Source organism: Aeromonas sp. R2-2 (assembly GCF_040908355.1).
Classification (GTDB): domain Bacteria; phylum Pseudomonadota; class Gammaproteobacteria; order Enterobacterales; family Aeromonadaceae; genus Aeromonas; species Aeromonas veronii.
The window spans coordinates 14,166-37,169 of sequence record NZ_JBFODQ010000066.1; the positions used below are offsets into that span (position 1 = coordinate 14,166).

Annotated in this window: 22 protein-coding genes and 1 pseudogene; 16 read left to right on the forward strand and 7 right to left on the reverse strand. The window is 61.6% G+C overall.

The genetic code is table 11. The features are described 5' to 3' along the window. Positions 1-3: 3 nt before the first annotated feature. The 7 genes and pseudogenes from AB5Z09_RS13275 to pspF form a co-directional block, all read right to left on the reverse strand. Positions 4-218 (reverse strand): annotated as a pseudogene (locus tag AB5Z09_RS13275) (IS3 family transposase); the annotation flags it as partial. A gap of 242 nt (positions 219-460) precedes the next feature. Further along, complete coding sequence (locus AB5Z09_RS13280) at positions 461-1,246, reverse strand: ABC transporter ATP-binding protein (RefSeq protein ID WP_005333681.1); 786 nt, start codon at positions 1,244-1,246, stop codon at positions 461-463. Positions 1,247-1,280: 34 nt separating this feature from the next. Then, entirely contained in the window at positions 1,281-2,279 is a 999-nt protein-coding gene (locus tag AB5Z09_RS13285) for an oligopeptide/dipeptide ABC transporter ATP-binding protein (RefSeq protein ID WP_005333679.1), read from the reverse strand. Beyond that, entirely contained in the window at positions 2,279-3,172 is an 894-nt protein-coding gene (locus tag AB5Z09_RS13290) for an ABC transporter permease subunit (protein ID WP_042083325.1), read from the reverse strand. The genes AB5Z09_RS13285 and AB5Z09_RS13290 overlap by 1 nt, the downstream gene beginning before the upstream one ends. 35 nt (positions 3,173-3,207) lie before the next feature. Continuing rightward, positions 3,208-4,167, reverse strand: a complete 960-nt coding sequence (locus AB5Z09_RS13295) for an ABC transporter permease subunit (protein ID WP_021231386.1) — start codon at positions 4,165-4,167, stop codon at positions 3,208-3,210. A 2-nt stretch (positions 4,168-4,169) separates the two neighbouring features. After that, a complete protein-coding gene (gene sapA, locus AB5Z09_RS13300; protein WP_040069341.1) occupies positions 4,170-5,765 on the reverse strand; it encodes an ABC transporter substrate-binding protein SapA in 1,596 nt (531 codons plus the stop codon). A gap of 108 nt (positions 5,766-5,873) precedes the next feature. Further along, positions 5,874-6,902, reverse strand: a complete 1,029-nt coding sequence (gene pspF / locus AB5Z09_RS13305; RefSeq protein ID WP_005333674.1) for a phage shock protein operon transcriptional activator — start codon at positions 6,900-6,902, stop codon at positions 5,874-5,876. Between the two features lie 196 nt (positions 6,903-7,098). On the opposite strand from pspF, the gene pspA reads away from it, so the two are divergent. The 16 genes from pspA to AB5Z09_RS13385 all read left to right on the forward strand — a co-directional run bounded on the left by pspA (position 7,099) and on the right by AB5Z09_RS13385 (position 22,994). Next, on the forward strand, positions 7,099-7,785 hold the full coding sequence (gene pspA / locus AB5Z09_RS13310; RefSeq protein ID WP_368195476.1) for a phage shock protein PspA: 687 nt from the start codon (positions 7,099-7,101) through the stop codon (positions 7,783-7,785). 3 nt (positions 7,786-7,788) lie between these two features. Further along, positions 7,789-8,025 carry an envelope stress response membrane protein PspB gene (gene pspB, locus AB5Z09_RS13315; protein WP_005333672.1) on the forward strand — a complete coding sequence of 79 codons (237 nt, stop codon included), beginning with the start codon at positions 7,789-7,791 and terminating at the stop codon, positions 8,023-8,025. Further along, positions 8,022-8,426 (forward strand): envelope stress response membrane protein PspC, encoded by a 405-nt coding sequence (gene pspC, locus AB5Z09_RS13320; RefSeq protein WP_005333670.1) that lies wholly within the window; start codon positions 8,022-8,024, stop codon positions 8,424-8,426. Before pspB ends, pspC begins: the two co-directional genes overlap by 4 nt. A gap of 145 nt (positions 8,427-8,571) precedes the next feature. Next, positions 8,572-9,978, forward strand: coding sequence for a YcjX family protein (locus AB5Z09_RS13325; RefSeq protein ID WP_368195477.1), 1,407 nt, complete (start codon positions 8,572-8,574; stop codon positions 9,976-9,978). A 64-nt stretch (positions 9,979-10,042) separates the two neighbouring features. Then, positions 10,043-11,074 carry a YcjF family protein gene (locus AB5Z09_RS13330; protein ID WP_368195478.1) on the forward strand — a complete coding sequence of 344 codons (1,032 nt, stop codon included), beginning with the start codon at positions 10,043-10,045 and terminating at the stop codon, positions 11,072-11,074. 190 nt (positions 11,075-11,264) lie between these two features. Then, on the forward strand, positions 11,265-12,188 hold the full coding sequence (locus tag AB5Z09_RS13335) for a LysR family transcriptional regulator (protein WP_005361174.1): 924 nt from the start codon (positions 11,265-11,267) through the stop codon (positions 12,186-12,188). A 197-nt stretch (positions 12,189-12,385) separates the two neighbouring features. After that, entirely contained in the window at positions 12,386-13,531 is a 1,146-nt protein-coding gene (locus tag AB5Z09_RS13340; RefSeq protein ID WP_335865069.1) for an ABC transporter substrate-binding protein, read from the forward strand. A 143-nt stretch (positions 13,532-13,674) separates the two neighbouring features. Beyond that, on the forward strand, positions 13,675-14,688 hold the full coding sequence (locus tag AB5Z09_RS13345; RefSeq protein ID WP_368195479.1) for an ABC transporter ATP-binding protein: 1,014 nt from the start codon (positions 13,675-13,677) through the stop codon (positions 14,686-14,688). Then, positions 14,685-15,653, forward strand: coding sequence for an ABC transporter permease (locus tag AB5Z09_RS13350; protein ID WP_005346227.1), 969 nt, complete (start codon positions 14,685-14,687; stop codon positions 15,651-15,653). The genes AB5Z09_RS13345 and AB5Z09_RS13350 overlap by 4 nt, the downstream gene beginning before the upstream one ends. A 35-nt stretch (positions 15,654-15,688) precedes the next feature. Then, positions 15,689-16,516, forward strand: coding sequence for an ABC transporter permease (locus AB5Z09_RS13355; protein ID WP_058056951.1), 828 nt, complete (start codon positions 15,689-15,691; stop codon positions 16,514-16,516). 29 nt (positions 16,517-16,545) lie between these two features. Next, on the forward strand, positions 16,546-17,976 hold the full coding sequence (locus AB5Z09_RS13360) for a gamma-aminobutyraldehyde dehydrogenase (RefSeq protein WP_368195480.1): 1,431 nt from the start codon (positions 16,546-16,548) through the stop codon (positions 17,974-17,976). 152 nt (positions 17,977-18,128) lie between these two features. Then, positions 18,129-18,923 (forward strand): phenylalanine 4-monooxygenase, encoded by a 795-nt coding sequence (gene phhA, locus AB5Z09_RS13365; protein ID WP_368195481.1) that lies wholly within the window; start codon positions 18,129-18,131, stop codon positions 18,921-18,923. Positions 18,924-18,986: 63 nt separating this feature from the next. Then, positions 18,987-19,325 (forward strand): 4a-hydroxytetrahydrobiopterin dehydratase, encoded by a 339-nt coding sequence (locus tag AB5Z09_RS13370; protein ID WP_042052889.1) that lies wholly within the window; start codon positions 18,987-18,989, stop codon positions 19,323-19,325. A 148-nt stretch (positions 19,326-19,473) separates the two neighbouring features. Next, positions 19,474-21,021 (forward strand): transcriptional regulator TyrR, encoded by a 1,548-nt coding sequence (tyrR, locus tag AB5Z09_RS13375; protein ID WP_005333656.1) that lies wholly within the window; start codon positions 19,474-19,476, stop codon positions 21,019-21,021. 189 nt (positions 21,022-21,210) lie between these two features. Further along, positions 21,211-21,768, forward strand: coding sequence for a YfiR family protein (locus tag AB5Z09_RS13380; RefSeq protein WP_368195482.1), 558 nt, complete (start codon positions 21,211-21,213; stop codon positions 21,766-21,768). Further along, the gene (locus AB5Z09_RS13385; protein ID WP_167569893.1) at positions 21,765-22,994 is read left to right on the forward strand and encodes a diguanylate cyclase; all 1,230 of its coding nucleotides are present in this window, start codon (positions 21,765-21,767) and stop codon (positions 22,992-22,994) included. Before AB5Z09_RS13380 ends, AB5Z09_RS13385 begins: the two co-directional genes overlap by 4 nt. The last annotated feature ends 10 nt before the right edge of the window (positions 22,995-23,004 follow it).

Sequence of the window (23,004 nt, forward strand, 5' to 3'; positions counted from 1 at the left end):
TTTGAATCCCCGATGTACCGCATCGGGGGTTCTGTATTTGATGTAATTGTTCCACTTTGTAAATATTCACCGCTTCACGCATTATTTCTCGCGTATGCACCAGGTCCTGCGGGCTTAGCAACAGCAACTCATCCTTCAAAAAACCGCTCACCAGCACCGCTAACACATTTTGGTAACATACTAGAATGTTCAGAATTGCTCTGAATTCCATATCGAGCTTGTGCCTGTTGGCTGCTGAGCTCGCCTTTTCAATCTGAGCGATCTGCGCCAGTTTAAAAGTCAGAAAGTAATCGCTTCACTCCTTGTTCCATCGAGCTCTCCGTTTACGTGAAGGAAAGGTGTAAACCATATTCAGGCGGGATATCCGATAACAAAAAGCCCACTGCATGCAGTGGGCTTTTTTGATCCCGCCGAGTGAGCTCGGCGAAACACAGCGGCAAGGGAGGCGGCCAGCGCCTCTCTATTTGCGGTATTCGTTGTTGTAGTTCTGGATGAGACGGCGAGTCACCTCATGCTGGGGATCGGCAAACACCTTGAGAGTCTTGCCGCGCTCCACCACTCGCCCTTCGTGCATCACCAGCACCTCGTCGCTGATATGGCTGACGATGCCCAGATCGTTGGCGACCAGCACATAGCTCAGCCCCATGGTCTCCTGCATCTCCAGCAGCAGGTTGATGATCTGGGAGCGCACCGAGATATCCAGCGTGGAGAGCGCCTCATCGGCCACCACGATCTTGGGGTTGAGGATCAGCGCGCGCGCCAGCGCCACCCGCTGCTGCTGACCGGAAGAGAGCATCTGCGGATAGAACAGGGCGTGATCCGGCAGCATCCCCACCATACGCAGGGTCTGCACCACCTTCTCGCGGCGCTCCTCTTCAGTCATCTCTGTGTTGAGGCGCAGTGGGGTTTCCAGGATCTGGCCGACCCGGATCTTGCGGTTCAGCGAGGTGTTGGGATCCTGAAAAATCATCCGCAGCAGTTTGCAGCGAGTCTGGTAATCGCCATGCACCATCAGCTGGCCGTCGATGGCGATGTCGCCGCTGGTGGGCTCGATCATCCCGGCCAGAATGCGGGCGAGGGTACTCTTGCCGGAGCCAGCTTCGCCGACGATGGCGAGGGTCTGACCCACTTCGAGGTCGAACGAGAGGGGCTTGATCGCCTCCACCGCCTGACGACGGAACAGACCGGTACGGTTCTGGTAGGTTTTGCTAAGGCCTCTGACCTGCAACAGGGATGGCTCGATCACAAGCGGGGCTCCTTCATGGGGGCATTAACGGTCATCATTTTTTTGGCTCCTCCATGTTCAGCGGGAAGTGGCAGCTGAACTGATGGCCCTTGATCTTGTTCATCAACGGAGTCTGCACGCACTGCTTCTGGGCGTAGGGGCAGCGCGGCCCCAGACGGCAGCCGATGGGCAGGTGTTGCAGCGGCGGGATGACGCCGGGCAGGGTCTCGAGGCGCGACTTGTGGCGCACCAGCTTGTCAAAGTCGGGGATCGATTTGAGCAGGGCATCGGTATAGGGGTGGTGCGGGGTCTCGAGGATCTGCTCCCGGGTGCCCACTTCCACCATCTGGCCGCAATACATCACGTTGATGGTATCGGTCAGATTGGCGATGGCGGCGATGTCGTTACTGATGATCAGGATGGTGGTGTTGCCCAGCTTGTTCATCTTGTCCAGCAGTCGCAGGATCTGGGAGTGGGTGGTGGACTCCATGGCGCTGGTGGGCTCGTCGGCTACCAGCAGACGCGGCTGGTTGGCAATGGCCATGGCGATCATCACCTTCTGGCACATGCCATCCGACAGCTCGTGGGGATAGGCGCGCATCACCTTGCGGTGATCCTTGACGCCAACCCGGTGCAGCAGGGCGATGGCCTTCTTCTTGCGCCACTGGAAGCGCTGCCAGAATTGTCCCTCGAACGAATCGGTCGGGATCGCCTCTTCCAACTGGGTGCCGATCTCCTCGGAGGGGTCGAGACAGCTGATGGGGTCCTGGAAGATCATGGCGATCTCGCGACCCATGATGCGACGGCGCTCCTTGGGGGCCATGGTCAGCAGATCCATGTCGTTGAAGCGCATCCGGTCGGCACGTACCGTCCAGTTGTCCTTCTCGATGCCGACGATCACTTTGGCGATCAGACTTTTACCGGAGCCGGATTCACCCACCAGACCGCGGATCTCCCCCTCGGTCAGGGTCAGGCTCACCTTGTCCACCGCCTTGACCTTGCCTTGCGGGGTGTCGATCTCGATGGTGAGATTGCGAATGTCGAGCAGCGGCATCAGTCGTTCCCCTCTTTGAGTGCTTCACGAATGCCTTCACCAACTAAATTGGTGACCAGCACGCTGAACAGGATGGCGATGCCGGGCAGGGTGACGGTCCAGGGGGCGAGATAGATAAGGTCGCTCGAATCGGCCAGCATGGTGCCCCACTCCGGTTGGGGAGATTGGGCGCCGAGGCCAAGAAAACCGACTGCCGAGATATCGAGAATGGCCGCCGACAAGGTGCGGGTGGTCTGGGCCACCAGGGTCTCGACAATGTTGGGCAAAATAGCCAGACGCATGATCCGGAAGGGGGGCGAGCCATCGAGGCGGCTGGCGGTGATGTACTCCTTCTGCATCTCGGCATGTACTGCGTTGTAGGTGGCCCGGATAAAAGGCGGGATCAACGCCAGGGTAATGGCTATTAGGGTATTGCCAAAACCCGGCCCCATGATGGCGACCATGATGATGGCCATCAGCAGGGAGGGGATGGAGAGCAGGGTATCGAGCAGGTGGTGCAGCACGCTCGATTTAAGCCCCTTGCTCATGCCGCCGAGGATACCGATGGCTGAGCCCACCACCATGGCGATCACCACCACGACCAGCGCATAGCCGAAAGTGAGGCGCGCCCCCACCACCAGCCGGGAGAGCATGTCACGCCCCAGATCGTCGGTGCCGAGGAAGTAGTCGATGTTGCCGGTCACCGCCCATGAGGGGGCGAGCAGCAGCTTGTCGGTGTGCTGTTCATCGATGCCGTAGGGGACGACCAGCGGCCCCACCAGCGTGATGAGCAGCAACAGCAAAAAGCACCAGAGCCCCGCCATCGCCAGCGGATTGCGGCTGTAGGAGGCCCACGTCTGCTCAAGGGGCGAGAGGATCTTGAGCTCGGGATAGATGTTCGATTTATCTTGCATAGGATACCTGGCTCCTGGTCACGCCATGAGCGCGTTCAATCTTGTTTGGCATAGAGCTCTTTGCGCCGTGCCGGATAGATAAGGGTGGTCAGCAACTCGGTGCTGACGCTGGTCAGGATCACGAAACTGGCCACTACCAGGGTCGCGCCGCGAATGGCGGCGTAATCCTGCAGGGCGATGCTGCTGATAAGCCAGCGGCCGATCCCGTGCCACTCGAACACCACCTCGGTGATCATGGCGGAGGTGAGCACGCTACCCAGTTGCAGACCCAGCAGCGGCAGTACCGGCGGCAGGGCGTTCTTCAGACCATGGCGCCAGACGATCTGCGCCTTGGAAAGGCCCCGGCTCGCCGCCGCCTTGATGTAGTTCTGCTTCATCACGTCGATGAGGGAGCTGCGCACATGGCGGATCACCTCGGTGGTGGGCACCACCGCCAGCACCAGTGACGGGAGAATGAGGTGGCGCAGGGCATCGTGCAGCGCCGCTTGCCGCCAGGGTTCGTTGCTGAGCAGCACATCGATCACCGCGATGCCCGTGATGGGGGGGACGTCGTAGAGCAGGCTGATCTGCCCGGAGGCTGGCAACCAGCCGAGATCCAGCGAAAAGAGCATTACCACCAGCAGCGCCAGCCAGAACACCGGCACCGCATAGCCGATAAGACCGGCAGTCATGATGGATAGATCCAGCGTCTTGCCCTGTGACAGGGCCGCCAGGGTGCCGAGAGGAATGCCCACCAGCAGCGAGATGGCGAACGCCGCCAGACAGAGGATCAGGGTCGCCGGGAAGTAGTGGCGGATCTCGTCCAGCACCGGTAGCCCGGAGACGCTGGAGAGCCCCAGGTCACCTGCGAAAATGCGGCGCAGGAAGTCGGGATAGCCGCTCCAGAAGCTGAGCTGATTGCCGATCAGCCGATAGTCCAGCAGATAGGCGACAAAGGTCAGCGCCAGCAGAGTGATAAGCAGCAGGTTGATGCGGCGCAAGGTGTATAGAAGCATGCTTACTCCCTGTGAGCCTGGTTGAAGGAGGTGCCGCCAAAGGGCATCAGCGTCAGCCCCTCGATGTCGCTGCGGCTGACCTGGGTACGCAAGGCGTGTGCCAGCGGGATCAGCGGCAGCTGTTCGTTAAGCAGGGTCTGGGCATAGTAGTAGTTGCGCAGCCGGAACGAGAGCTGGGGCGTGGTGACCGCATCATCCAGCAACTGATCGAAGGCCGGACTACACCAGCGGCTGTAGTTGTTGCCGCGCTCCACTGCCGAGCAGCTCAGCAGCTGACGGAAGAAGTTGTCCGGATCGGCGTTGTCAGCAATCCAGCCGGAGAGCAGACTGTCGTACTGCCCCTTGGTGAGGCGGCCTTCGATCACCGGCCACTCCCGTTGCACGATCTTGAGCTTGATCCCGACCTTGGCCAGATCGCTGCGGATCAGCTGGGCGGTCTTGACCGCATCCGGGTTGTAGGGGCGGGCGTCCGGCTGTACCAGTACCTGCATCTCGAACCCTTTCTCCAGTCCCGCCTCCTTGAGCAGCTGGCGCGCCCGTTTCAGGTCGGGTTTGCGCTCGGGCAGGCTGGGGTTGTACCCCCATGAGAGGGTCGGCAACAGGCTGTTGGCGGGCAGGCCGGTATCGAAATAGACAGCCTGCAGCAGGTTGTCGATATTGATGGCGCTAGCAATGGCCTGCCGCACCTTGACGTTGTTGAATGGCGGCTTGCGGGTATTGAGGGCCAAAAAGGCGACGTTCATCCCCGACTGGACCGAGAGGCTCAGCGCCGGATTTTGCTTGATCACCGAGAGCTGACTGGCGGAAGGGGTGCTCATCACGTCGCACTCGCCGGTCAGCAGCTTGGCCAGCCGTTTGGCGGATTTGGGGGTAATGTCGTAGACCAGCTGTTCAATCTTGGCATCACCGCCCCAGTAGCCGGGATGGCGCAGATAGCGAATGAACTCGTTGTGGCGATACTCCTTGAAGCTGAACGGTCCGGTGCCGATGGGGCGGCTATCGAGCAGGGCTGGGGTGCCCGCCTGCAACATCTGCTCGGCGTATTCGGCGGAGAGGATCACCGCATAGTCGCTGGCCAGAGTGGCGAGGAAGGAGGCGTTCGGCTGATTCAGCTCGAATACCACCGTCTGCGGCCCCTTCTTGCTCACCCGCTTGATCAGCAGATCTTGCCCCAGGCTGTAGAAGTAGGGGTAATCGCCGCCGGAGACATTGTGATAGGGGTGCTGCTCGTCCAGCTGGCGGGCATAGGTAAAGACCACGTCATCGGCATTGAAAGTGCGGGTGGGCTTGAACCAGGGGGTATGGTGAAACGTCACCCCCTTGCGCAGGGTCAGGGTATAGGTGAGGCCATCCTCGCTGACATGCCAGTTGGTGGCGAGCGCCGGTTCCAGCGCCAGGGTGTTGGGGTTCACCTCCAGCAGGCGGTCGTAGAGCGGACGGGCACTGGCATCCAGTGTCACCCCGGAGTTGGAAACATGGGGATTGAAGGAGAGGGGGGATCCCTCAGCACAATAGATGAGTCCGGTTTTGGAGGCCTCGGGTTGCTTCTGGCAGCCGGTGACCAGTACCAGCATACCCAGCAGCAAGGGTGTGAGCATTCTCATTGTTGAACCATGTTCTTATAGGGGTTTTGTACGCACGTTTTGATACAAATGTGCCAGCGCGAAGGCTGGCGTGTTGCTGGAGTCGGCATCAACCGCACTCCTTCACTCTTGTTCTGCATCGTTATCGCCATCCAGCAGCTGATATTTGCGTAGCATGCCACGGAACTGGTGATAGCTTAAGGCCAGCAGTTGAGCGGCTTTGCGCTGATTATACTGGGATTGCTGCATCGCTTGCTTGAGTAAATTAATCTCGTACTCCGCCACCGCCTGCTTGAGATCGAGCGGCAAGGCGAGGGGGGATGCAGATTGTACCTCGCTTCGGGCCTCTTGCGCAGGTTGCGTGACCTGTGGTCGCCAGGGGGAATCAAACGGGTTGAGCACCAGGGTCGAGAGCGGCAGCTGGGGATTACCCTGACGATAGATACTTCGCTCCACCACGTTCTTCAGCTCTCTCACATTGCCCGGCCAGTGGTAATCCAGCAGCAACTGGGTCGCCTTGCGCGAGAAACCGGCAAACAGCGGATAGCCCAGCTCCCGGGTCATGCTGTGGGCGAAGTGCTCCGCCAGCATCAGGATATCTTCCCGCCGCTCCCGCAAGGGGGGGAGGGTGATCACATCAAACGCGAGCCGGTCGAGCAGATCGTGGCGAAACTGCCCCTTGTCGGCCAGCGCAGGGAGATCCTCGTTGGTGGCACAGACCAGTCGCACATCCACCTTGAGGGGCTTGGCCCCACCCACTCGCTCGAACTCGCCATACTCGATGACCCGCAGCAGCTTCTCCTGCACTCGGGCGCTGGTGGTGGCCAGCTCGTCGAGGAACAGGGTGCCGCCATCGGCCCGCTCGAAGCGGCCCTGATGGCGCTTGGCCGCGCCGGTAAACGATCCCGCTTCGTGACCGAACAGCTCGGTCTCCAGCAGGCTCTCGCTCAGGGTGGCGCAGTTGATGGTGACAAAGCTTTGATCCCAGCGCGCCGAGAGATAATGTAGGCGGTGGGCGATCAGCTCCTTGCCCGTCCCCCGCTCACCGATGATCAGCACGGGTTTGCGCAGCGGGGCGAGCCGTGAGGCCTGCTCAATGATCTCGAGAAATGCGTTGGATTCCCCCAGCAGGCTTTCCGTGGCCGTGGTCATAGTGATCCCTGTCAGTTGTAAAAGCTGGTCAATCTTACCAAAAGTTGGTGATTTTAATCATCTCTTGCGCGAGGCATCTTGCAATCCGGCTATTCTGCCCCATATAAATCAACAAGTTAAATTTTGTTCCAGATTGGCACACAAGTTGCCATTGTCAATGGAGAAACAACGCCATGCCAATAACAGGAGTGCAATCATGAGTATTTTTTCCCGTCTGGCCGACATCATCAATTCCAACCTGACGGCCCTGCTCGACAAGGCAGAAGATCCCCAGAAGATGGTGCGCCTGATCATCCAGGAGATGGAGGACGAGCTGGTCAAGGAACGTTCCAATCTGGCCCGCTTCCTCGCCAGCCAGAAAGAGATTGGCCGTCAGGTCGCCCGCCATCAGGAGCGGGTCGACGAGTGGCAGGCCAAGGCCGAGCTGGCCCTGACCAAGGGGCGTGAAGATCTGGCCCGCGCCGCCCTTATCGAGAAGAAGAAACAGAGCGAGTTGTCAGAGACCCTCTACCGCGAGCAGCAGGCGGTCGACAGCGGCATCGAGAAGCTGGGTGAGGAGATCCGCCAGCTCGAAGCCAAGCTGGAAGATGCCCGTGCCCGCCAGAAAGCAATGGCCATTCGCAGCGAAGCAGCCAGCAGCCGTCTCAACGTGCAGAGCCAGGTTGCCCGTGGTGACAGTCAGGCGGTGGTGAGCAAGTTCGAGCGGATGGAGCGTCGCATCGACGAGATGGAGGCTCGCGCCGATCTGGGTCAGTCCGACAAGGCGCTGGCGCAGCAGTTTGCCGAGCTGGAAGTGGACGATCAGATAAGCCGCGAGCTGGAAGCGATGCGCCAGAAGCTGAGCCAAGGCGACAGCAAAAGCGAAGGCAAACAGGGGGAGTAACAGATGGAAGATCTGCTGGGCGTATTGATGGTTCCCATGGTGGTCTTCATGGTGGTGGTAGCCCCCATCTGGCTGGTGCTGCACTATCGTGCCAAGGGGCGGATTGGCGCCGGTCTTGCCGATAGCGAGCGGGAACAGCTGCAAGGGCTGCTGGCTCGCACCGAGAAGATGCAGGAGCGAGTGGGAGCGCTGGAATCAATTCTGGATGCGGAAGTACCCGGTTGGAGGAACAAGGTATGAGCAGTGTCAGTCGTGAAGGGCGTAACCTCTATCGTGATCCCCAGCGTGGCAAGATAGCCGGGATCTGTGCCGGTTTGGCTGAGTATTTCGGGGTGGAGACCTGGATCGTGCGGCTGCTTGCCATCAGTGGCCTTATCTTCGCCGGTTTCATTACTTTCACCGCCTATATCGCCGCCTGGTTCCTGCTCGACAAAAAGCCGGTCACCCTCTATTCGCAAGAGGATGCCGACTTTGCCGAGGTGCGGATGAAAGCGCGCAGCTGGCAGGCGGGGATCACCCCTCATCAGGCGCTGGGCCGCATCGCGCAGGAACTTGACGCGCTGGAGCCCAGAGTTCAGCGGATCGAGAAGCTGGTGACCTCCAGGGAGTTCACCCTGCAGCGGGAGTTTCGCAAGCTGTAGTGCTTGCTCAAGCACTCAATGTCGATGGTGGAATCTTCTGTGATGATCCACCATCGACGACAACTATCCAGACGTGGATAAGCGGTCGACCTCTCGCACGGCCAATCACGCCGGATGCAACCACCAAGGGAGAACGGGTCAAGCCTTGATACTCAATAAACTGGAACAGAAGTTGACTCGCCTGCAGAGCAAGGCGAACGACGTGGTGAACCGGGTGCGGGATCGCCATATCCGGCTGGCGGTGACCGGCCTCTCTCGCAGCGGCAAAACCGCCTTTATCACGGCGCTGGTCAACCAGCTGGAACACGCGGCCATCGACGGCCGTTTGCCGTTGTGGGATGCCCTGCGTCAGGGGCGCATCCTCGGTGCCCGCCGGGTGCCGCAGCTCAATGCCCACATCCCCACCTTTGCCTACGAGCGTGGCCTCGACTCCCTGTTTGGCGATCCACCTGCCTGGCCCGAGCCCACCCGAGGCGTGGCCGAAGTGCGCCTCGAAATCCGCTATCGCACCCGTCACCCCCTGCGCAAGCATCTGGGGGAGATCTCCACCCTCTACGTGGATCTGGTGGACTACCCCGGGGAGTGGCTGCTCGACTTGCCGCTGCTGGAGATGAGCTACGAGCAGTGGAGCGAACAGGTGCGCGAGCAGCTTCGTCGCCCCGAGCTGCAAGCGCTCGCCGCCAGCTGGCTGACCCCCGGGTGGCAGGCAGAGCAGCGCTTCGAAGAGCGGCCGGTGGCTGAGCTGGCCGAGCGCTACACCGCCTATCTGTATGCCTGCAAACAGGAGCTGGGATTGCACCTTATTCAACCCGGTCGCTTCGTGTTGCCGGGGGAGTATGCCGGTGCCCCCATGCTGCAATTTGTCCCCTGGGTGTGGGAGATGCCTGTCGGCGAGCCCGCCGATGGCACTCTTTACGCCACTCTCAAGCAGCGCTTCGAGCAGTACAAACAGCATCTGGTGCAGGGCTTCTACGAGCAGCACTTTGCCGGTTTTGATCGCCAGATCGTGCTGGTGGATTGCCTGCAGCCCCTCAACGCCGGGGCGGCCAGCTTTGGCGACATGCAGCAGGCCATCGCCCGCATCATGGAGAGCTTTGCCTACGGCAAGAGCAACTGGTGGCGGCGACTCTTTTCGCCCCGTATCGACAAGCTGCTGTTTGTGGCGAGCAAGGCCGATCACGTCACCCCCGAACAGCATGCGCCCATGGTCTCCCTGCTGCAGCATCTGGTACGCAGCGGCCGCGGTCAGGCCCGTTTCGAGGGGATCACCACCGAGTGTCTGGCGCTCGCCGCCATCAAGGCGACCGAGGTGGGCAAGGGGGTGGCCAATGGCCGCGAGTTCCCCGCCATCCGTGGCACCAGTCTGAGCGGTGAGCCGCTGCTGCTCTTCCCCGGGGAGGTGCCGCCCCATATTCCGCCTGCGCAGTGGTGGAACAGTCAAGGCTTTGATTTTCAGGCGTTTCGCCCCATGCCCATGAGCCCCCATCAGGCGCTGCCCCATATTCGGCTCGATGCGGCGCTGGAGTTTCTGCTCGGGGATCACCTCGAATAACGGTGTGCGGCAGGGGTTGTTTCCTGCGCCGCCCGCAGGAGACTGTTTTCAGGAGAACAAGGCGATGAACGATCAGATAAAAGAGCGGCCACCGCTGCAGGGCAAGGTGATCCTTGAGCCAGCCTTGACGGTGGCCAGTGACGAGCGACCGCCAGCACCGGCCCAGCGGCTGGAGGAGGCGAGTTTCGAGCGCCTCGACGAGCTGGACGAGTTCACCGAGGTGGAGAGCGCCCTCGTCAGCAAACCGCGTCGCCGTCATCGGCTGCTGGCGTGGGGGCTGGGGGCAGTCGGTCTGCTCTCGTTGGGCCAGTATGGCGCCTTTCTTTACGATCAATTCCTCACCACCCCGCTCTGGGGCTGCGCTTGGCTGGCGGCCTCGGCGCTGGTCGCTGCGGGGACCACCAGCGTGGTGGGGCGCGAGTGGCTGCGGCTGCGCACTCTCAAGCGGCGTCAGGATGTACGCTCGCGCGCAGAAGATCTGCTTGCTCATCAGGGAGTCGGGCAGGGGCAGGCTTTTTGCGAAGGGTTGGCGGTCAAAAGTGGCGACAAGGGGCGCGAGGGGTATCAAACCTGGTTGGCCCAGCTTGATGAGAGCCACAGCGATCGGGAGGTGCTGACCCTCTATAGCCAGCTGGTACTCGGCGAGCGCGACAAGCTGGCGCAGGCGCGGGTGGCCAAATGGTCGGGGGAGGCCGCCGTGCTGGTGGCGCTCAGCCCGCTCGCCACCGTCGACATGATGCTGATGTTGTGGCGCAACCTGCGGATGATCGAAGATATCGCCGATGTCTACGCCATCGAACTTGGCTACTGGAGCCGCATACGCCTCATCCGTCAGGTGTTTCGCAACATGCTCTACGCCGGTGCCACCGAGCTGGTGACCGAGGTGGGGATGGATTTGCTGGGCGCCGAGTTTGCCGCCAAGCTCTCTGCCCGCGCGGCGCAAGGGGTGGGGGCCGGGCTGCTCACCGCTCGCCTTGGCCTGCGCACCATCGAAGCGTGCCGCCCGCTGCCCTGGTGTGCGGACGAAAAACCCAAACTCGGCGAGCTGCGCAAGCGGCTGATCGGCCAGCTGGCGGGGTATCTCAACAAATCCTGATAGCCCTGTCTGCACCTTGCTGCGATGACCCATGCCCCTGTTGTGCTCGCCAAGCCGCAGGGGCATGGTTTTAATCGGCAGATCATTGAGTTGGCAGCAGTGCCCGGTTTTGGCGAGGCGCCCGTTTACGGTTAAGCTGGCAGTCAATCTTACCAATCACACCAATATTACCAATCGGCAAGGATGCCCGATGAACTTTACCTTTCGCCAGATCCGTTATTTTGTGGCCGTGGCCGACAGCTTCTCAGTGAGTCGCGCCGCCGCCGAGCTGCATATCTCCCAGTCGGCGGTGACCAGCGCCATTCGCGAGCTGGAGACCGAGCTCGGCGCCCCGCTATTCGAGCGCAATCCGCGCGGCGTCACCCTCACCACTCAGGGCCACCAGTTTTTGCTCCACGCCCGCCGTATTCTCGGCGCCATGACCGAGGCGAGCCACTCCCTCAAAGCAGTAGCCCAGCAGGATCAGGGACGGCTCACTATCGGTGTGACCACCTTGGTGGCGGGTTACTACCTCTCAGAGGCGCTCGGCCGTTTTCGCCGCGCCTTTCCGGCGGTACAGATCGAGGTGAAGGAGGATGAACAGCCTTTTCTGGAGCACCAGATCGTCAACGGCGAGGTGGATGTGGGGATCCTGATGACCAACCGCACCATCCGGCAAGAGGCGTTTGATACCGAGTTGCTGACCCGTTCGCCGCTGCGGCTCTGGCTGGCCGCCAACCACCCGCTCTGCGCCGAGTCGACCCTCTCGCTCACCGCGCTGGGGGAGGAGCCGATGATCTCGCTGACCGCCGATCAGCTCGATCAGATCATCGGTGGCGGCCTGCGCCGCTACGGCATCTCCCCCCGTATCGTGCTGCGCACCGCGTCGGTGGAGGCAGTGCGCAGTCTGGTGGCGAGCCAGCTCGGGGTCGCCTTGTTGCCCGATTTTGCCTATCGCCCCTGGTCGCTGGAGCAGGAGCGGGTCGAGGCGCGCGCCATCAAGGAGCCCATTCCCGCCATCGATATCGGGCTGGTGTGGCGCCGTGGTTCTCGGCTGGATTGGACGGCGCGGGAATTTATCGATATTGCGCGGGATCAGAGCCGGTTGCGGGCCCGTCAGGCGCTCCCTCGCTAGCCATCTCTTGCGGGGTAGCCACCAAAAATCAGATTCATCTGCACTCGATATCGATTTAGCTGATACCTGAGCCATCAAAAATTGAAATATTCATCGTATTGCCACTCCCCTAAGCTCATTGCTGGTTAACAGGATGTTAACGCCCATGGCGGCGTTCCTTCACCTGATGCAAGTCAACACAATGCAAGGAGTGCATGATGAAATTGACCCCTCTGATGCTGGCTCTTGTGCCGGCGCTGCTGGCAGGCCAGACCCAGGCTGCCCCGACCGAGCTCGGCAAGGGTGAAGGCCAGCTCAATATCGTGGCCTGGGCTGGCTACGTCGAACGTGGCGAGACCGACAAGAACTACGACTGGGTGACCGGATTCGAGAAAGAGACCGGCTGCAAGGTGAGCGTCAAGACGGCGGCCACCTCGGACGAGATGGTGGCCTTGATGAACGAGGGGGGCTTCGATCTGGTGACCGCCTCCGGCGATGCCAGTCTGCGTCTGATTGCCGGTGGCAAGGTGCAGGCGCTCAATCTGGCACTCATCCCGAGCTACAGCAAGATTGATCCCCGGCTGCAAAATGCCCCCTGGCACACTGTGGATGGCAAGCACTACGGCGTGCCCTACCAGTGGGGCGGCAATATCCTGATGTACAACACCAAGGTGTTCCCCAAGGCACCGGACTCCTGGAACGTGGTATTCGAGGAACAGACCCTGGCGGATGGCAAGTCCAACAAGGGGCGGGTGCAGGCCTTTGACGGCCCGATCCACATCGCCGATGCCGCCCTCTATCTGATGACCCATCAGCCTGCCCTGGGCATCAAGGATCCTTACGAGCTGAACGAGGATCAGTACAAGGCCTCCCTCGATCTGCTGCGCAAGCAGCGCCAACTGGTGGGACGCTACTGGCATGATGCCTTCGTCCAGATCGATGACTTCAAGAATGAAGGAGTGGTTGCGTCAGGCTCCTGGCCGTTCCAGGCCAACGCCCTGATCGCCGACAAGCAGCCCATCGCCACCACTGTGCCGAAAGAGGGGGTCACCGGTTGGGCCGATACCAGCATGGTGCATAGCGATGCCAAGAACCTCACCTGCGCTTACAAGTGGCTGGAGCACTCCCTGAACAACAAGTTGCAGGGGGATCTCGCCGCCTGGTTTGGCTCGGTGCCTGTGGTACCTGCCGCCTGTGAGGGCAATGCCCTGCTGGGCCCGACCGGGTGCAAAACCAACGGTATCGACAACTTCGATCGGGTTCGCTTCTGGCGCACTCCGGTTTCCCAGTGCAAGAGCCAGGGAACTTGCGTGCCCTATTACCGCTGGGTTTCCGACTATATCGCCATTCTGGGCGGCCGCTAAGGCGGGGTGAGCAAGGTGGTCGGAACCGCTGTCACCTTGCCAACGGCAGGGGCGCTGCGCCTCCTCTGCACGACTGCCGAGAGCGGATAATCAAGCGGGCCGGACAGGAGTCCGGCCCATCCCAGCACAGACAAGGATGCCTCATGAACGCCGTACAATTTGACCGGGTCAGCCGCCACTATGGCGAGGTGAAGGCGGTCGATGACATCTCTTTCCAGATCCCCTCCGGGGAATTCTTTACCCTGCTGGGGCCGAGCGGTTCCGGCAAGACCACTTGCCTGCGGATGATCGCGGGCTTCGAGTACCCGAGCGACGGGGAGATCCGCCTGTTCGGCGAGCCCTGCTCCACCGTGCCCCCCTACGATCGCAACCTCAACACCGTGTTTCAGGACTATGCCCTGTTTCCCAACATGGATGTGCGCGACAACATCGGCTATGGCCTGATGCTCAAGGGGGTCGCCAAGGCACAGCGTTACCGCAAGGTGGACGAGATGCTGGAGCTGGTGCGGCTGCCCGGGGTCGGCAAGCGCCGCCCAAGCCAGCTCTCCGGCGGCCAGCGCCAGCGCATCGCCATCGCCCGGGCCCTTATCAACCAGCCACGCATCCTGCTGCTGGATGAGCCGCTGGGGGCCCTCGATCTCAAACTGCGCGAGCAGATGCAGCTTGAGCTCAAGGCGTTGCAACGCCAGTTGGGCATCACCTTTATCTTCGTCACCCACGATCAGCAGGAGGCGCTCTCCATGAGCGACCGGATCTGCATCTTCAGCCAGGGCAAGATCGAGCAGATTGCCGCCCCCGATGCCATCTACGACGCCCCGGCGACGCCGTTTGTGGCCCGCTTCGTCGGCACCGTCAATCTGTTCGAAGGGGAGCAGGCCAGACGGCTGTGCGGCGACGGCAGCCAGATGATGGTGCGCCCGGAGCGGATCCGGCTCGGTGAGGCGGGCGCGCCGGGCTGGTCGGGGGAGATCCGCGAGGTGGAGTATCTGGGCCCCTTCGTCCGTTATCGGGTTGATCTCGGGGAGCAGCTCGAGATCATCGTCAATCACCCCAATGAGGGGCAGGCCCGTCTGGCCCGTGGCAGCAGGGTCAGCCTCAGCTGGCCGGAGCAGGCCATCCATCGCCTGAGCGGCGCCCATCAGGGGGCGCAGCCATGAGTGCCCCTCACAGTGCGAGTCTTGCCATGAACCATCAGCCCGAACCTGCCCGTTTCAGGCCGCTGCGGCGCCTCTCGACCCTGCTCTATGGTCGGCCCGGCCTGCTGCTGGCGATCCTGCTGGGGCCGCCGCTGCTGTGGCTCGGCATCATCTATGTCGGCTCCTTGCTGATGTTGCTCTCCAACTCCCTGTTCGGGCTGGACGAGTTCAGCGGTCAGGTGCGCCACGAGCTGGGGCTGCAAAACTTCGTCGCCCTGCTACGGCCGGAGAATCTGGATGTGATCGGCCGCACCGTCGGCATGTCGCTACTGGTGACCCTGGCCTGCGCCCTGCTCGGTTTTCCGGTGGCCTACTACATGGCGCGTTACACCAGTGGCAAGACCCGGGCGCTGTTCTATGTGGGGATCATGCTGCCGCTCTGGTCCAGCTATCTGGTGCGGGTCTACGCCTGGAAGCTGATCTTGGCCAAGGAGGGGGTAGTAAGCTGGCTGGCAGACAGCATGGGACTGGAGTGGCTGCTCGATGCCATCCTCTCCCTGCCGGTGATAGGTGGCCCGTCGCTCTCCTTCTCGCGGCTCGGCACCTTTATCGTGTTCGTCTATGTCTGGCTGCCCTTCATGATCCTGCCCATTCAGGCGGCGGTAGAGCGTATTCCGCGATCCCTGCTGGAGGCGAGCAGCGATCTGGGGGCGACACCCGCCCAGACCTTTCGCAACCTGATCCTGCCGCTGGCGTTGCCCGGTGTGGTAGCGGGCTCCATCTTCACCTTTTCGCTGACCCTCGGTGATTACATCATCCCCGGCATCATCGGCAACTCGACCATGTATATCGGTCAGGTGGTCTACATGCAGCAGGGAACGGCGGGCAATCTGCCCTTTGCCGCCGCCTTCTCGCTGGTGCCGATCCTTATCATCGCCATCTATCTGGCGATTGCGAAACGGTTAGGAGCCTTTGATGCGCTTTGACTCTATCGCTTTGAACCGGCAGCAAGGAGGCCGTCATGTCAGCTAGCTTAGTGAGCCGTCAGGGAGAGCGCCCTTCGGGCCTGCTCAAGTACGCCGCCATCGGTGGACTCTTGTTCCTGCACTTTCCCATTCTGTTTATCTTCCTCTACGCCTTCACCAGCGAGAGCAAGAGTTACCAGTTTCCGCCCCCCGGGCTCACCCTCAAGTGGTTCGAGGTGACCCTCAATCGTCCCGATGTGTGGCGTGCCATCCAGCTGTCACTGGAGGTCGCGGGGCTGGCGACGCTGGCAGCCATGATCCTCGGCACCTTGGCGGCAGGGGCCATTGCCCGCAGCCGCTTCTTCGGTCAGGAGGTGGTGTCGCTCTTGCTGGTGCTGCCCATCGCGCTGCCCGGTATTGTCACCGGTATCGCGCTGCGCTCGGCCTACGGCCTGATGGAGATCCCGTTCAGCTTCTGGACCATCGTTATCGGCCACGCCACCTTCTGTGTGGTGGTGGTCTACAACAATGCGCTGGCCCGTTTTCGCCGCACCAACCAGAGCCTCATCGAGGCGTCGATGGATCTCGGGGCCGACGGCTTCCAGACCCTGCGCTACGTGATCCTGCCCAATCTGGCCACGGCGCTGCTGGCGGGGGGCATGCTGGCCTTTGCCCTGAGTTTTGACGAAGTGATCGTCACCACCTTTACGGCGGGCCAGCAGACCACGCTGCCCATCTGGATGTATCAGGAGCTGATCCGTCCCCGTGACAGGCCGGTCACCAACGTGGTGGCCCTCATCATAGTGGCCTTCACCACTATCCCCATTTTGCTTGCCTACTACCTCACTCGCGACACCCATGATGTCGCTGGCAGTGGCAAATGATGACTCAACGCGTGCGCAAGGATGCAACCATGAAACTCTCTACCCAACTCTTGATTGATGGCCAGTTTGTGACCGGCGAGGGGCAGGCCGAACCCATTCTCAACCCGGCTAACGGCGAACAGATCGCCGCCGTACCCGAAGCCTCGTTCGAACAGGTGAACCGGGCGGTGAACGGTGCCCAGCGCGCCTTCGCCCAGTGGAGCCGCACCACCCCGGCAAGCCGCAGCAACCTGCTGCTGCGTTTGGCGGATCTCGTCGAACGCCACGCCGAGGAGTTCGCGGCGCTGGAATCCCTCAACTGCGGCAAACCCTATCTGGCAGTGCTCCATGACGAGCTGCCTGCGGTGGTGGACTGCTTCCGCTTCTTTGCCGGGGCTGCCCGCTGCCTGCAAGGGCCGCTGGCGGGGGAGTATCTCGAGGGGCACACCAGCATGATCCGCCGCGACCCCATAGGTGTTGTGGGCAGTATCGCCCCCTGGAACTACCCGCTGATGATGGCGGCCTGGAAGATGGCGCCGGTGCTGGCGGCGGGCAATACGGTGGTGCTCAAACCCTCCGAGCAGACCCCGCTTACCGCCTTGCGTCTTGCCGAACTGGCCAGCGAGATCTTTCCCCGCGGCGTCATCAACGTCATCTGCGGGCGGGGCGAGAGTGTGGGGGCGCCGCTGGTGGAGCACCCGCTGGTGCGGATGGTGTCGCTCACCGGCGATATCGCCACCGGCCAGAAGATCCTGCAAAGCGCCGCCCGCACCATGAAGCGCACCCACCTTGAGCTGGGAGGCAAGGCGCCGGTCATCATTTTCGACGATGCGGATCTGGAGGCGGTGGTGGCGGGCATTCGCACCTTCGGTTTCTACAACGCAGGTCAGGACTGCACCGCCGCCTGCCGTATCTATGCCCAGGGCAAGATCTACGACAAGTTCGTCGCCGCCATGACCGATGCGGTGGCCTCCATCAAGGTAGGTAGCCAGTACGAGGAGGGGGTCGAGATGGGGCCGCTCATCTCGGACAGACAGCGCAACCGGGTCGCCAGCTTTGTCGAGCGGGCTCAGAGCAGCGGTCATGTGGAGGTGACGGCGGGAGGCAAGATCCGCCCCGGCAACGGCTTCTTCTTCGAGCCGACTCTGATTGTCGGGGCCCGGCAGGAGGATGAGATCGTGCGCCGCGAGGTGTTTGGCCCCGTGGTGTCGGTGACCCGTTTCAACGATGCCGAGCAGGTGGTGCAGTGGGCCAACGACTCGGACTATGGCCTCGCCTCGTCGGTCTGGACCAAAGATCTGAGCCTCGCCAGCAATGTGGCCAGCCACCTGCAATATGGCTGCACCTGGATCAACACCCACTTCATGCTCACCTCCGAGATGCCCCACGGCGGCATGAAGATGTCGGGCTACGGCAAGGATCTCTCCCTCTATGCGCTGGAGGATTACACGGTGCCGCGCCATATCATGGTCAAGCTGTAGTGGGGATTGGTTAGCGGGTTGTCACAATTTATTTACAACTGTTTCAGGCAGCCGACTCATGGGTCGGCTGCTTTTTTTGTTGCCATTTCGTTACAGTGAAACCGTGATGAAACGGCAAGGCGCCTGATGTGGCGCCAGAGGATGGAACCACTATGGCAACCTTTTACACCGCCCACCAGCCGGATGCTGACGGGGTGATCCACTACAGCAACGAGGAGCATGGTACCTGGCAGATCTTGATCGAGCGTCAGTTCGCCGCTCTTGCTGGCAAGGGGTGTGACGAGTATCTGGCCGGTCTCGACAGGCTGGGGCTGCCCCGTGATCGCATCCCCCAGCTGGCCGAGATCAACGCCGTCTTGCAGCCTGCGACCGGCTGGTCGGTGGCGGCGGTGCCTGCACTTATCTCGTTCGATCGCTTCTTCGCCCTGCTGGCCAATCGCCAGTTTCCAGTGGCCACCTTTATCCGGCGCCGGGACGAGCTCGACTATCTGCAGGAGCCCGATATCTTTCACGAGATCTTCGGCCACTGCGCCATGTTGACCAATCCGGCCTTTGCTCACTTTACCCACCTCTACGGTCAGTTGGGGCAGCAGGCGAGCAAGGAGCAGCGGGTCTTTCTGGCGCGGCTCTACTGGTTCACCGTGGAGTTTGGCCTGCTGGCCACGCCTGACGGGCTGCGTATCTACGGCGGCGGTATTCTCTCCTCCATCGGCGAGACCGCCTATGCCCTCTGTGGCAAACCGCTGCTGCAACCCTTCGATCTACTGACCGTGCTGCGCACCCCCTATCGCATCGACATCATGCAGCCCACCTATTTTGTGCTGCCGAGTCTCGATCATCTCTACCAGCTGACCGGGGAGGAGATCATGGCTGCTCTGGCCGAGGCCAGTCGGCTTGGCCTCTATCCGCCGCGCTTTGAGGTTCCCGCTGGCAAACAGGCAAGCTGACCAAAAGCAAACAACCCTATTTCATTTTCATTAATTTTTCATTAATTCAAGCAGGAGTAACCCATGTCCGAACTGGCCAGCCAGCAGTGTGAAGCGTGTCGCGCCGATGCCCCCAAGGTGAGCGATGAGGAGCTGCGCGAGCTGATGCAGCTTATTCCCGACTGGCAGCCACTGGTGGAGGAGGGGGCGCTGCAACTGCGGCGGGAATTTACGTTTCGCAACTTCAAGGAGGCGTTGGCGTTTACCAACCGCCTGGGGGAGCTGGCGGAAGCGGAGTTCCATCATCCGGCCATCCTGACCGAGTGGGGGAAGGTGACCGTCAGCTGGTGGACTCACAAGATCGGTGGGCTGCACCGCAACGACTTCATCATGGCGGCGCGCACCGATCAGTTGCTCCGGTAATCGCACCCCACACCAGCGTCATCGGTTGACCCGGGCCTGCCTGCGAAAGCGGGGCAGGCCCGCATTTTTATGGGCTGGCGCTCGCACTGGGGGGATCGAGACTGTATTATCCGCTCATTCATAGAGTTAGCTAGGAAGTGTGTCCCGAATGCGTCTTGAAGTCAGCTGTGAAGACCGCCTGGGCCTGACCCGGGAACTGCTCGACCGCCTGGTGGAGCACAATATCGATCTGCGCGGCATCGAAATCGATACCTCAGGCATCATCTATCTCAACTTTCCCGAGCTGGAGTTCAGTGATTTTCAGCACCTGATGCCGGAGATCCGCCGCATTCCCGGCGTCTACGACGTCAAGACCATCCCCTACATGCCTTCCGAGCGAGAGCATCACGAGATCGAGGCGTTGCTCAAGGCGCTGCCGGATCTGGTCTTCTCCCTCGACAGCAAGGGCAAGGTGACCCAGGCCAACCAGTCTGCCCTCACCACCCTCGGCTTGCCGGTGGAGGAGGTACGCGGCGTGGCGCTCGGTTCGCTGGTCAAGGGTTTCTCCTTCACCCGCTGGCTGGAGGCGAGCGAGATCAAGCCGCAGACCTGCAAGCTCAGTTTCAATGGCGAAGAGTATCTGGCAGATCTGATGCCGCTGTTCGTGGCAGAAGCTCGCGGCAAGCAGGCGCTGGCCGGGGCCGTGGTGGTGCTCAAATCTGCCCGTCGGGTCGGCCTGCACTTCAGCGCGCTTCATGCGGTGGAAGTGGGGGGCTTCGAGCATCTGCAGGCCGAGAGCCCCAAGATGAAAGAGGTGCTGTCGCAAGCGCGCAAACTGGCGATGCAGGACGCGCCGCTGCTGATTGTCGGTGAGACCGGTACCGGCAAGGAGCTGCTGGCCCGTGCCTGTCACGGGGCCAGCCTGCGCTCCAGCCACCCCTTTATGGCCCTCAACTGCGCCGCCATGCCCGATAACGTGGCCGAGAGCGAGCTGTTTGGTTATGCCCCCGGCGCCTTTGGCAACAACACCGAGGGCAAGCGCGGCGTGCTGGAGCTGGCGAGCGGCGGCACCCTGATGCTGGACGAGATCGGCGACATGTCTCCCCATCTGCAGACCAAGTTTTTACGGGTGCTGCAGGATGGGGTGTTCCGCCGGGTCGGTGACGAGCAAGAGGTGAAGGTCAACGTGCGTTTCATCTGCACCACCCAGAAGCAGTTGCTGGATCTGGTGCACGAAGGAACCTTCCGCGAGGATCTCTACTATCGCCTCAACGTGCTCAGTCTGGCGCTGCCCCCCCTGCGCGAGCGCAAGGCAGACATCATGGTGCTGGCCCAGCAGTTTGTCTCCCGCTTTGCCAGCGAGTTGCAGCGACCCCGTCCGCGCTTTACCCGCAACATGGCCGACTACCTGACCGCCTATCGCTGGCCGGGCAACGTGCGTCAGCTGCGCAACTGTCTCTACCGCGCCATGACCCTGCTGGAAGGGGATGAACTGGGGCCCGAGCAGATCGACCTGCCGGTGGCGGCCGATACCATGCCGCTGATCGACGAGTGGTTTGAGGGGAATCTCGACGATGCGGTGAAGCGCTTCGAGAGCCAGCTGCTGGCCCGGCTCTATCCCGCTTTCCCGTCGACGCGCCAGCTGGCCAAACGCCTGGGCGTGTCGCATACCGCCATCGCCAACAAGCTGCGGGAATACGGCATCAGCAAGAAGTGATTTCCGTCTTGTTGCCTGCCACCAGAGAGCCCGTTACCAGACGGGCTCTCCGTTTTCTTTACACGAACTCTGTAGTTGATGGCGGGGTGAGACTTGTCAGGCCAGTGTCAGCCAACTTACTATCTGGGGTCATGTACCCGAACCGCAATGCCATAGCAGCGGTATTGTCAAGGCGACCACCTCCCGATCATGCTGTTACTCTTTTCCCCCCGTTTAACTGCCCGTCTGGCGCTCCTGTTGGTTGCGTTTGGCCTGCTGTTGCCCCGCGCGCTGGCGGAAACGGCCGCGGAGAGCCGGGCGACGGCGGTCAGGGAGCTGGTGCTCGATATCATGAGTTACACCCGCTGGCCCACCGAGCCTGCGGTGCTGCGCATGTGTGTGGCGGCGCCGACCGAATATGCCGGCGCCCTCTTTACCATCGATCGTCAGGCCAATGGCCGTACCGTGCAGGTCCATCGTTACGAGGCGAGCGATCCGGCCATCAGCGATCACTGCGATGTGCTCTATCTGGGGGTACTCGACGAGCCGACCCGGATTGCGCTGTTTGCCCGCCTGCAGGGGCACCCAGTGCTCAGCATCAGCGAATACAACCACGACTGTTCCACCAGCTCGGTGTTCTGCCTGCAGGTCTCGCCGGACAGCGTGCGGGTGCGGTTTAAAGTGAACCTCGATGCCTTGGCCCTGAGCGGCGTGCGGGTGCATCCCGCCGTGCTCAAGCTGGCCCATGCCGACAAGGGGGTCCCATGAGACGACAGGTGAGCGCGGCTCCCCGCCGTCTGACCCTGCGTCAGAGCCTGGGGCGAACCCATCTGGTGGCCGCCATCACAGCCGTCAGCGTGGCGGGACTCTTTTTTACACTGGTGGCCCTGCTGGTAGTGCGTTTTTACGCCGACCACAATCTGGAGCTGGTAGCCCGCGCCATCAGCTACAGCGCCGAGGCGGCGGTGGTGTTCCACGATGAGGAGGCGGCGAGCGAGGCGCTCAGTGGCATCGTTGCCAAGGAAGAGGTGGCCGAAGCCACTATCGTGCTGACCAACGGTCAGCTGCTTGCCAGTTGGGAGCGCCCCAGAAGCAACCCGCTGGTGACGCTCGAAGACTATCTGGCCCAACTGCTGATGCCGGGGCCTGTCAAGCTCCCCATGCTGCGGGGTGGTGAGCAGATCGCCACCATCGAGCTGCGCGGCCACGGTGAATATCTGTTGCTGTTTTTGCTCTCGGCGCTGCTGGCGATGGTGGTTTGCCTGATGCTGAGCGCCATGGTGGCACTCTATGTGGCTGACCGGATGCAGGTCTCCATCACCGCACCGCTGCGCAAACTGGCACTTGTCGCCCACTCGGTACGCCGACAGCGCACCCTGGGGATGCGGGCGCCACCGGCCGATATCGTCGAGATTAACGAGCTGGGGGATGACTTCAACTCCCTGCTGGACGAGCTGCAAGCCTGGCAGGCCCAGCAGGCCCGCGAAAATGCCAGCCTGCTCCATCAGGCGACTCACGATGCCCTCACCGGACTGCCCAATCGCGCCCTGTTTGAAGCGCGGCTCGCGCAGGCCATCTCCCTCGGCGAGCAAGAGGGGTTTGCGCTGCTCTATCTCGACTGCGATCGCTTCAAGCAAATTAATGACACGCTGGGGCATAACGCCGGTGACGATGTGCTGATCGCGCTCTCAAGACGGGTACAACATCAGCTGCGTCCGGATGATCTGGTTTTTCGCCTCGGTGGTGACGAGTTTGCGGTGCTGGTTGGCCCACTCCAGCGACAGCATGAGGTGGAAGAGGTGATTGGCCGCATCCAGCAGGCGATGAGCGAACCGGTGGCGCTGCGTGACGGTCGTCAGCTGGTGGCCGGGGTGAGTGTCGGCTTCGCCGTCTATCAGGCGGGCATGAGTGCCAGCGTGCTGTGTGATCAGGCCGATGCAGCCATGTATCTGGCGAAACGGGCGCGCCGCAGCGAACAGCAAACCATCGCCTGACTGGCAAGAA

What these genes read in the sequence shown, in the direction of transcription:
- AB5Z09_RS13285 (WP_005333679.1), bottom strand. Translation starts at nt 2,279, where the DNA reads ATGCCGCTGCTCGACATTCGCAATCTCACCATCGAGATCGACACCCCG.
- AB5Z09_RS13290 (WP_042083325.1), bottom strand. Translation starts at nt 3,172, where the DNA reads ATGCAAGATAAATCGAACATCTATCCCGAGCTCAAGATCCTCTCGCCC.
- AB5Z09_RS13295 (WP_021231386.1), bottom strand. Translation starts at nt 4,167, where the DNA reads ATGCTTCTATACACCTTGCGCCGCATCAACCTGCTGCTTATCACTCTG.
- sapA (WP_040069341.1), bottom strand. Translation starts at nt 5,765, where the DNA reads ATGCTCACACCCTTGCTGCTGGGTATGCTGGTACTGGTCACCGGCTGC.
- pspF (WP_005333674.1), bottom strand. Translation starts at nt 6,902, where the DNA reads ATGACCACGGCCACGGAAAGCCTGCTGGGGGAATCCAACGCATTTCTC.
- pspA (WP_368195476.1), top strand. Translation starts at nt 7,099, where the DNA reads ATGAGTATTTTTTCCCGTCTGGCCGACATCATCAATTCCAACCTGACG.
- pspB (WP_005333672.1), top strand. Translation starts at nt 7,789, where the DNA reads ATGGAAGATCTGCTGGGCGTATTGATGGTTCCCATGGTGGTCTTCATG.
- pspC (WP_005333670.1), top strand. Translation starts at nt 8,022, where the DNA reads ATGAGCAGTGTCAGTCGTGAAGGGCGTAACCTCTATCGTGATCCCCAG.
- AB5Z09_RS13330 (WP_368195478.1), top strand. Translation starts at nt 10,043, where the DNA reads ATGAACGATCAGATAAAAGAGCGGCCACCGCTGCAGGGCAAGGTGATC.
- AB5Z09_RS13335 (WP_005361174.1), top strand. Translation starts at nt 11,265, where the DNA reads ATGAACTTTACCTTTCGCCAGATCCGTTATTTTGTGGCCGTGGCCGAC.
- AB5Z09_RS13340 (WP_335865069.1), top strand. Translation starts at nt 12,386, where the DNA reads ATGAAATTGACCCCTCTGATGCTGGCTCTTGTGCCGGCGCTGCTGGCA.
- AB5Z09_RS13345 (WP_368195479.1), top strand. Translation starts at nt 13,675, where the DNA reads ATGAACGCCGTACAATTTGACCGGGTCAGCCGCCACTATGGCGAGGTG.
- AB5Z09_RS13350 (WP_005346227.1), top strand. Translation starts at nt 14,685, where the DNA reads ATGAGTGCCCCTCACAGTGCGAGTCTTGCCATGAACCATCAGCCCGAA.
- AB5Z09_RS13355 (WP_058056951.1), top strand. Translation starts at nt 15,689, where the DNA reads ATGTCAGCTAGCTTAGTGAGCCGTCAGGGAGAGCGCCCTTCGGGCCTG.
- AB5Z09_RS13360 (WP_368195480.1), top strand. Translation starts at nt 16,546, where the DNA reads ATGAAACTCTCTACCCAACTCTTGATTGATGGCCAGTTTGTGACCGGC.
- phhA (WP_368195481.1), top strand. Translation starts at nt 18,129, where the DNA reads ATGGCAACCTTTTACACCGCCCACCAGCCGGATGCTGACGGGGTGATC.
- AB5Z09_RS13370 (WP_042052889.1), top strand. Translation starts at nt 18,987, where the DNA reads ATGTCCGAACTGGCCAGCCAGCAGTGTGAAGCGTGTCGCGCCGATGCC.
- tyrR (WP_005333656.1), top strand. Translation starts at nt 19,474, where the DNA reads ATGCGTCTTGAAGTCAGCTGTGAAGACCGCCTGGGCCTGACCCGGGAA.
- AB5Z09_RS13380 (WP_368195482.1), top strand. Translation starts at nt 21,211, where the DNA reads ATGCTGTTACTCTTTTCCCCCCGTTTAACTGCCCGTCTGGCGCTCCTG.
- AB5Z09_RS13385 (WP_167569893.1), top strand. Translation starts at nt 21,765, where the DNA reads ATGAGACGACAGGTGAGCGCGGCTCCCCGCCGTCTGACCCTGCGTCAG.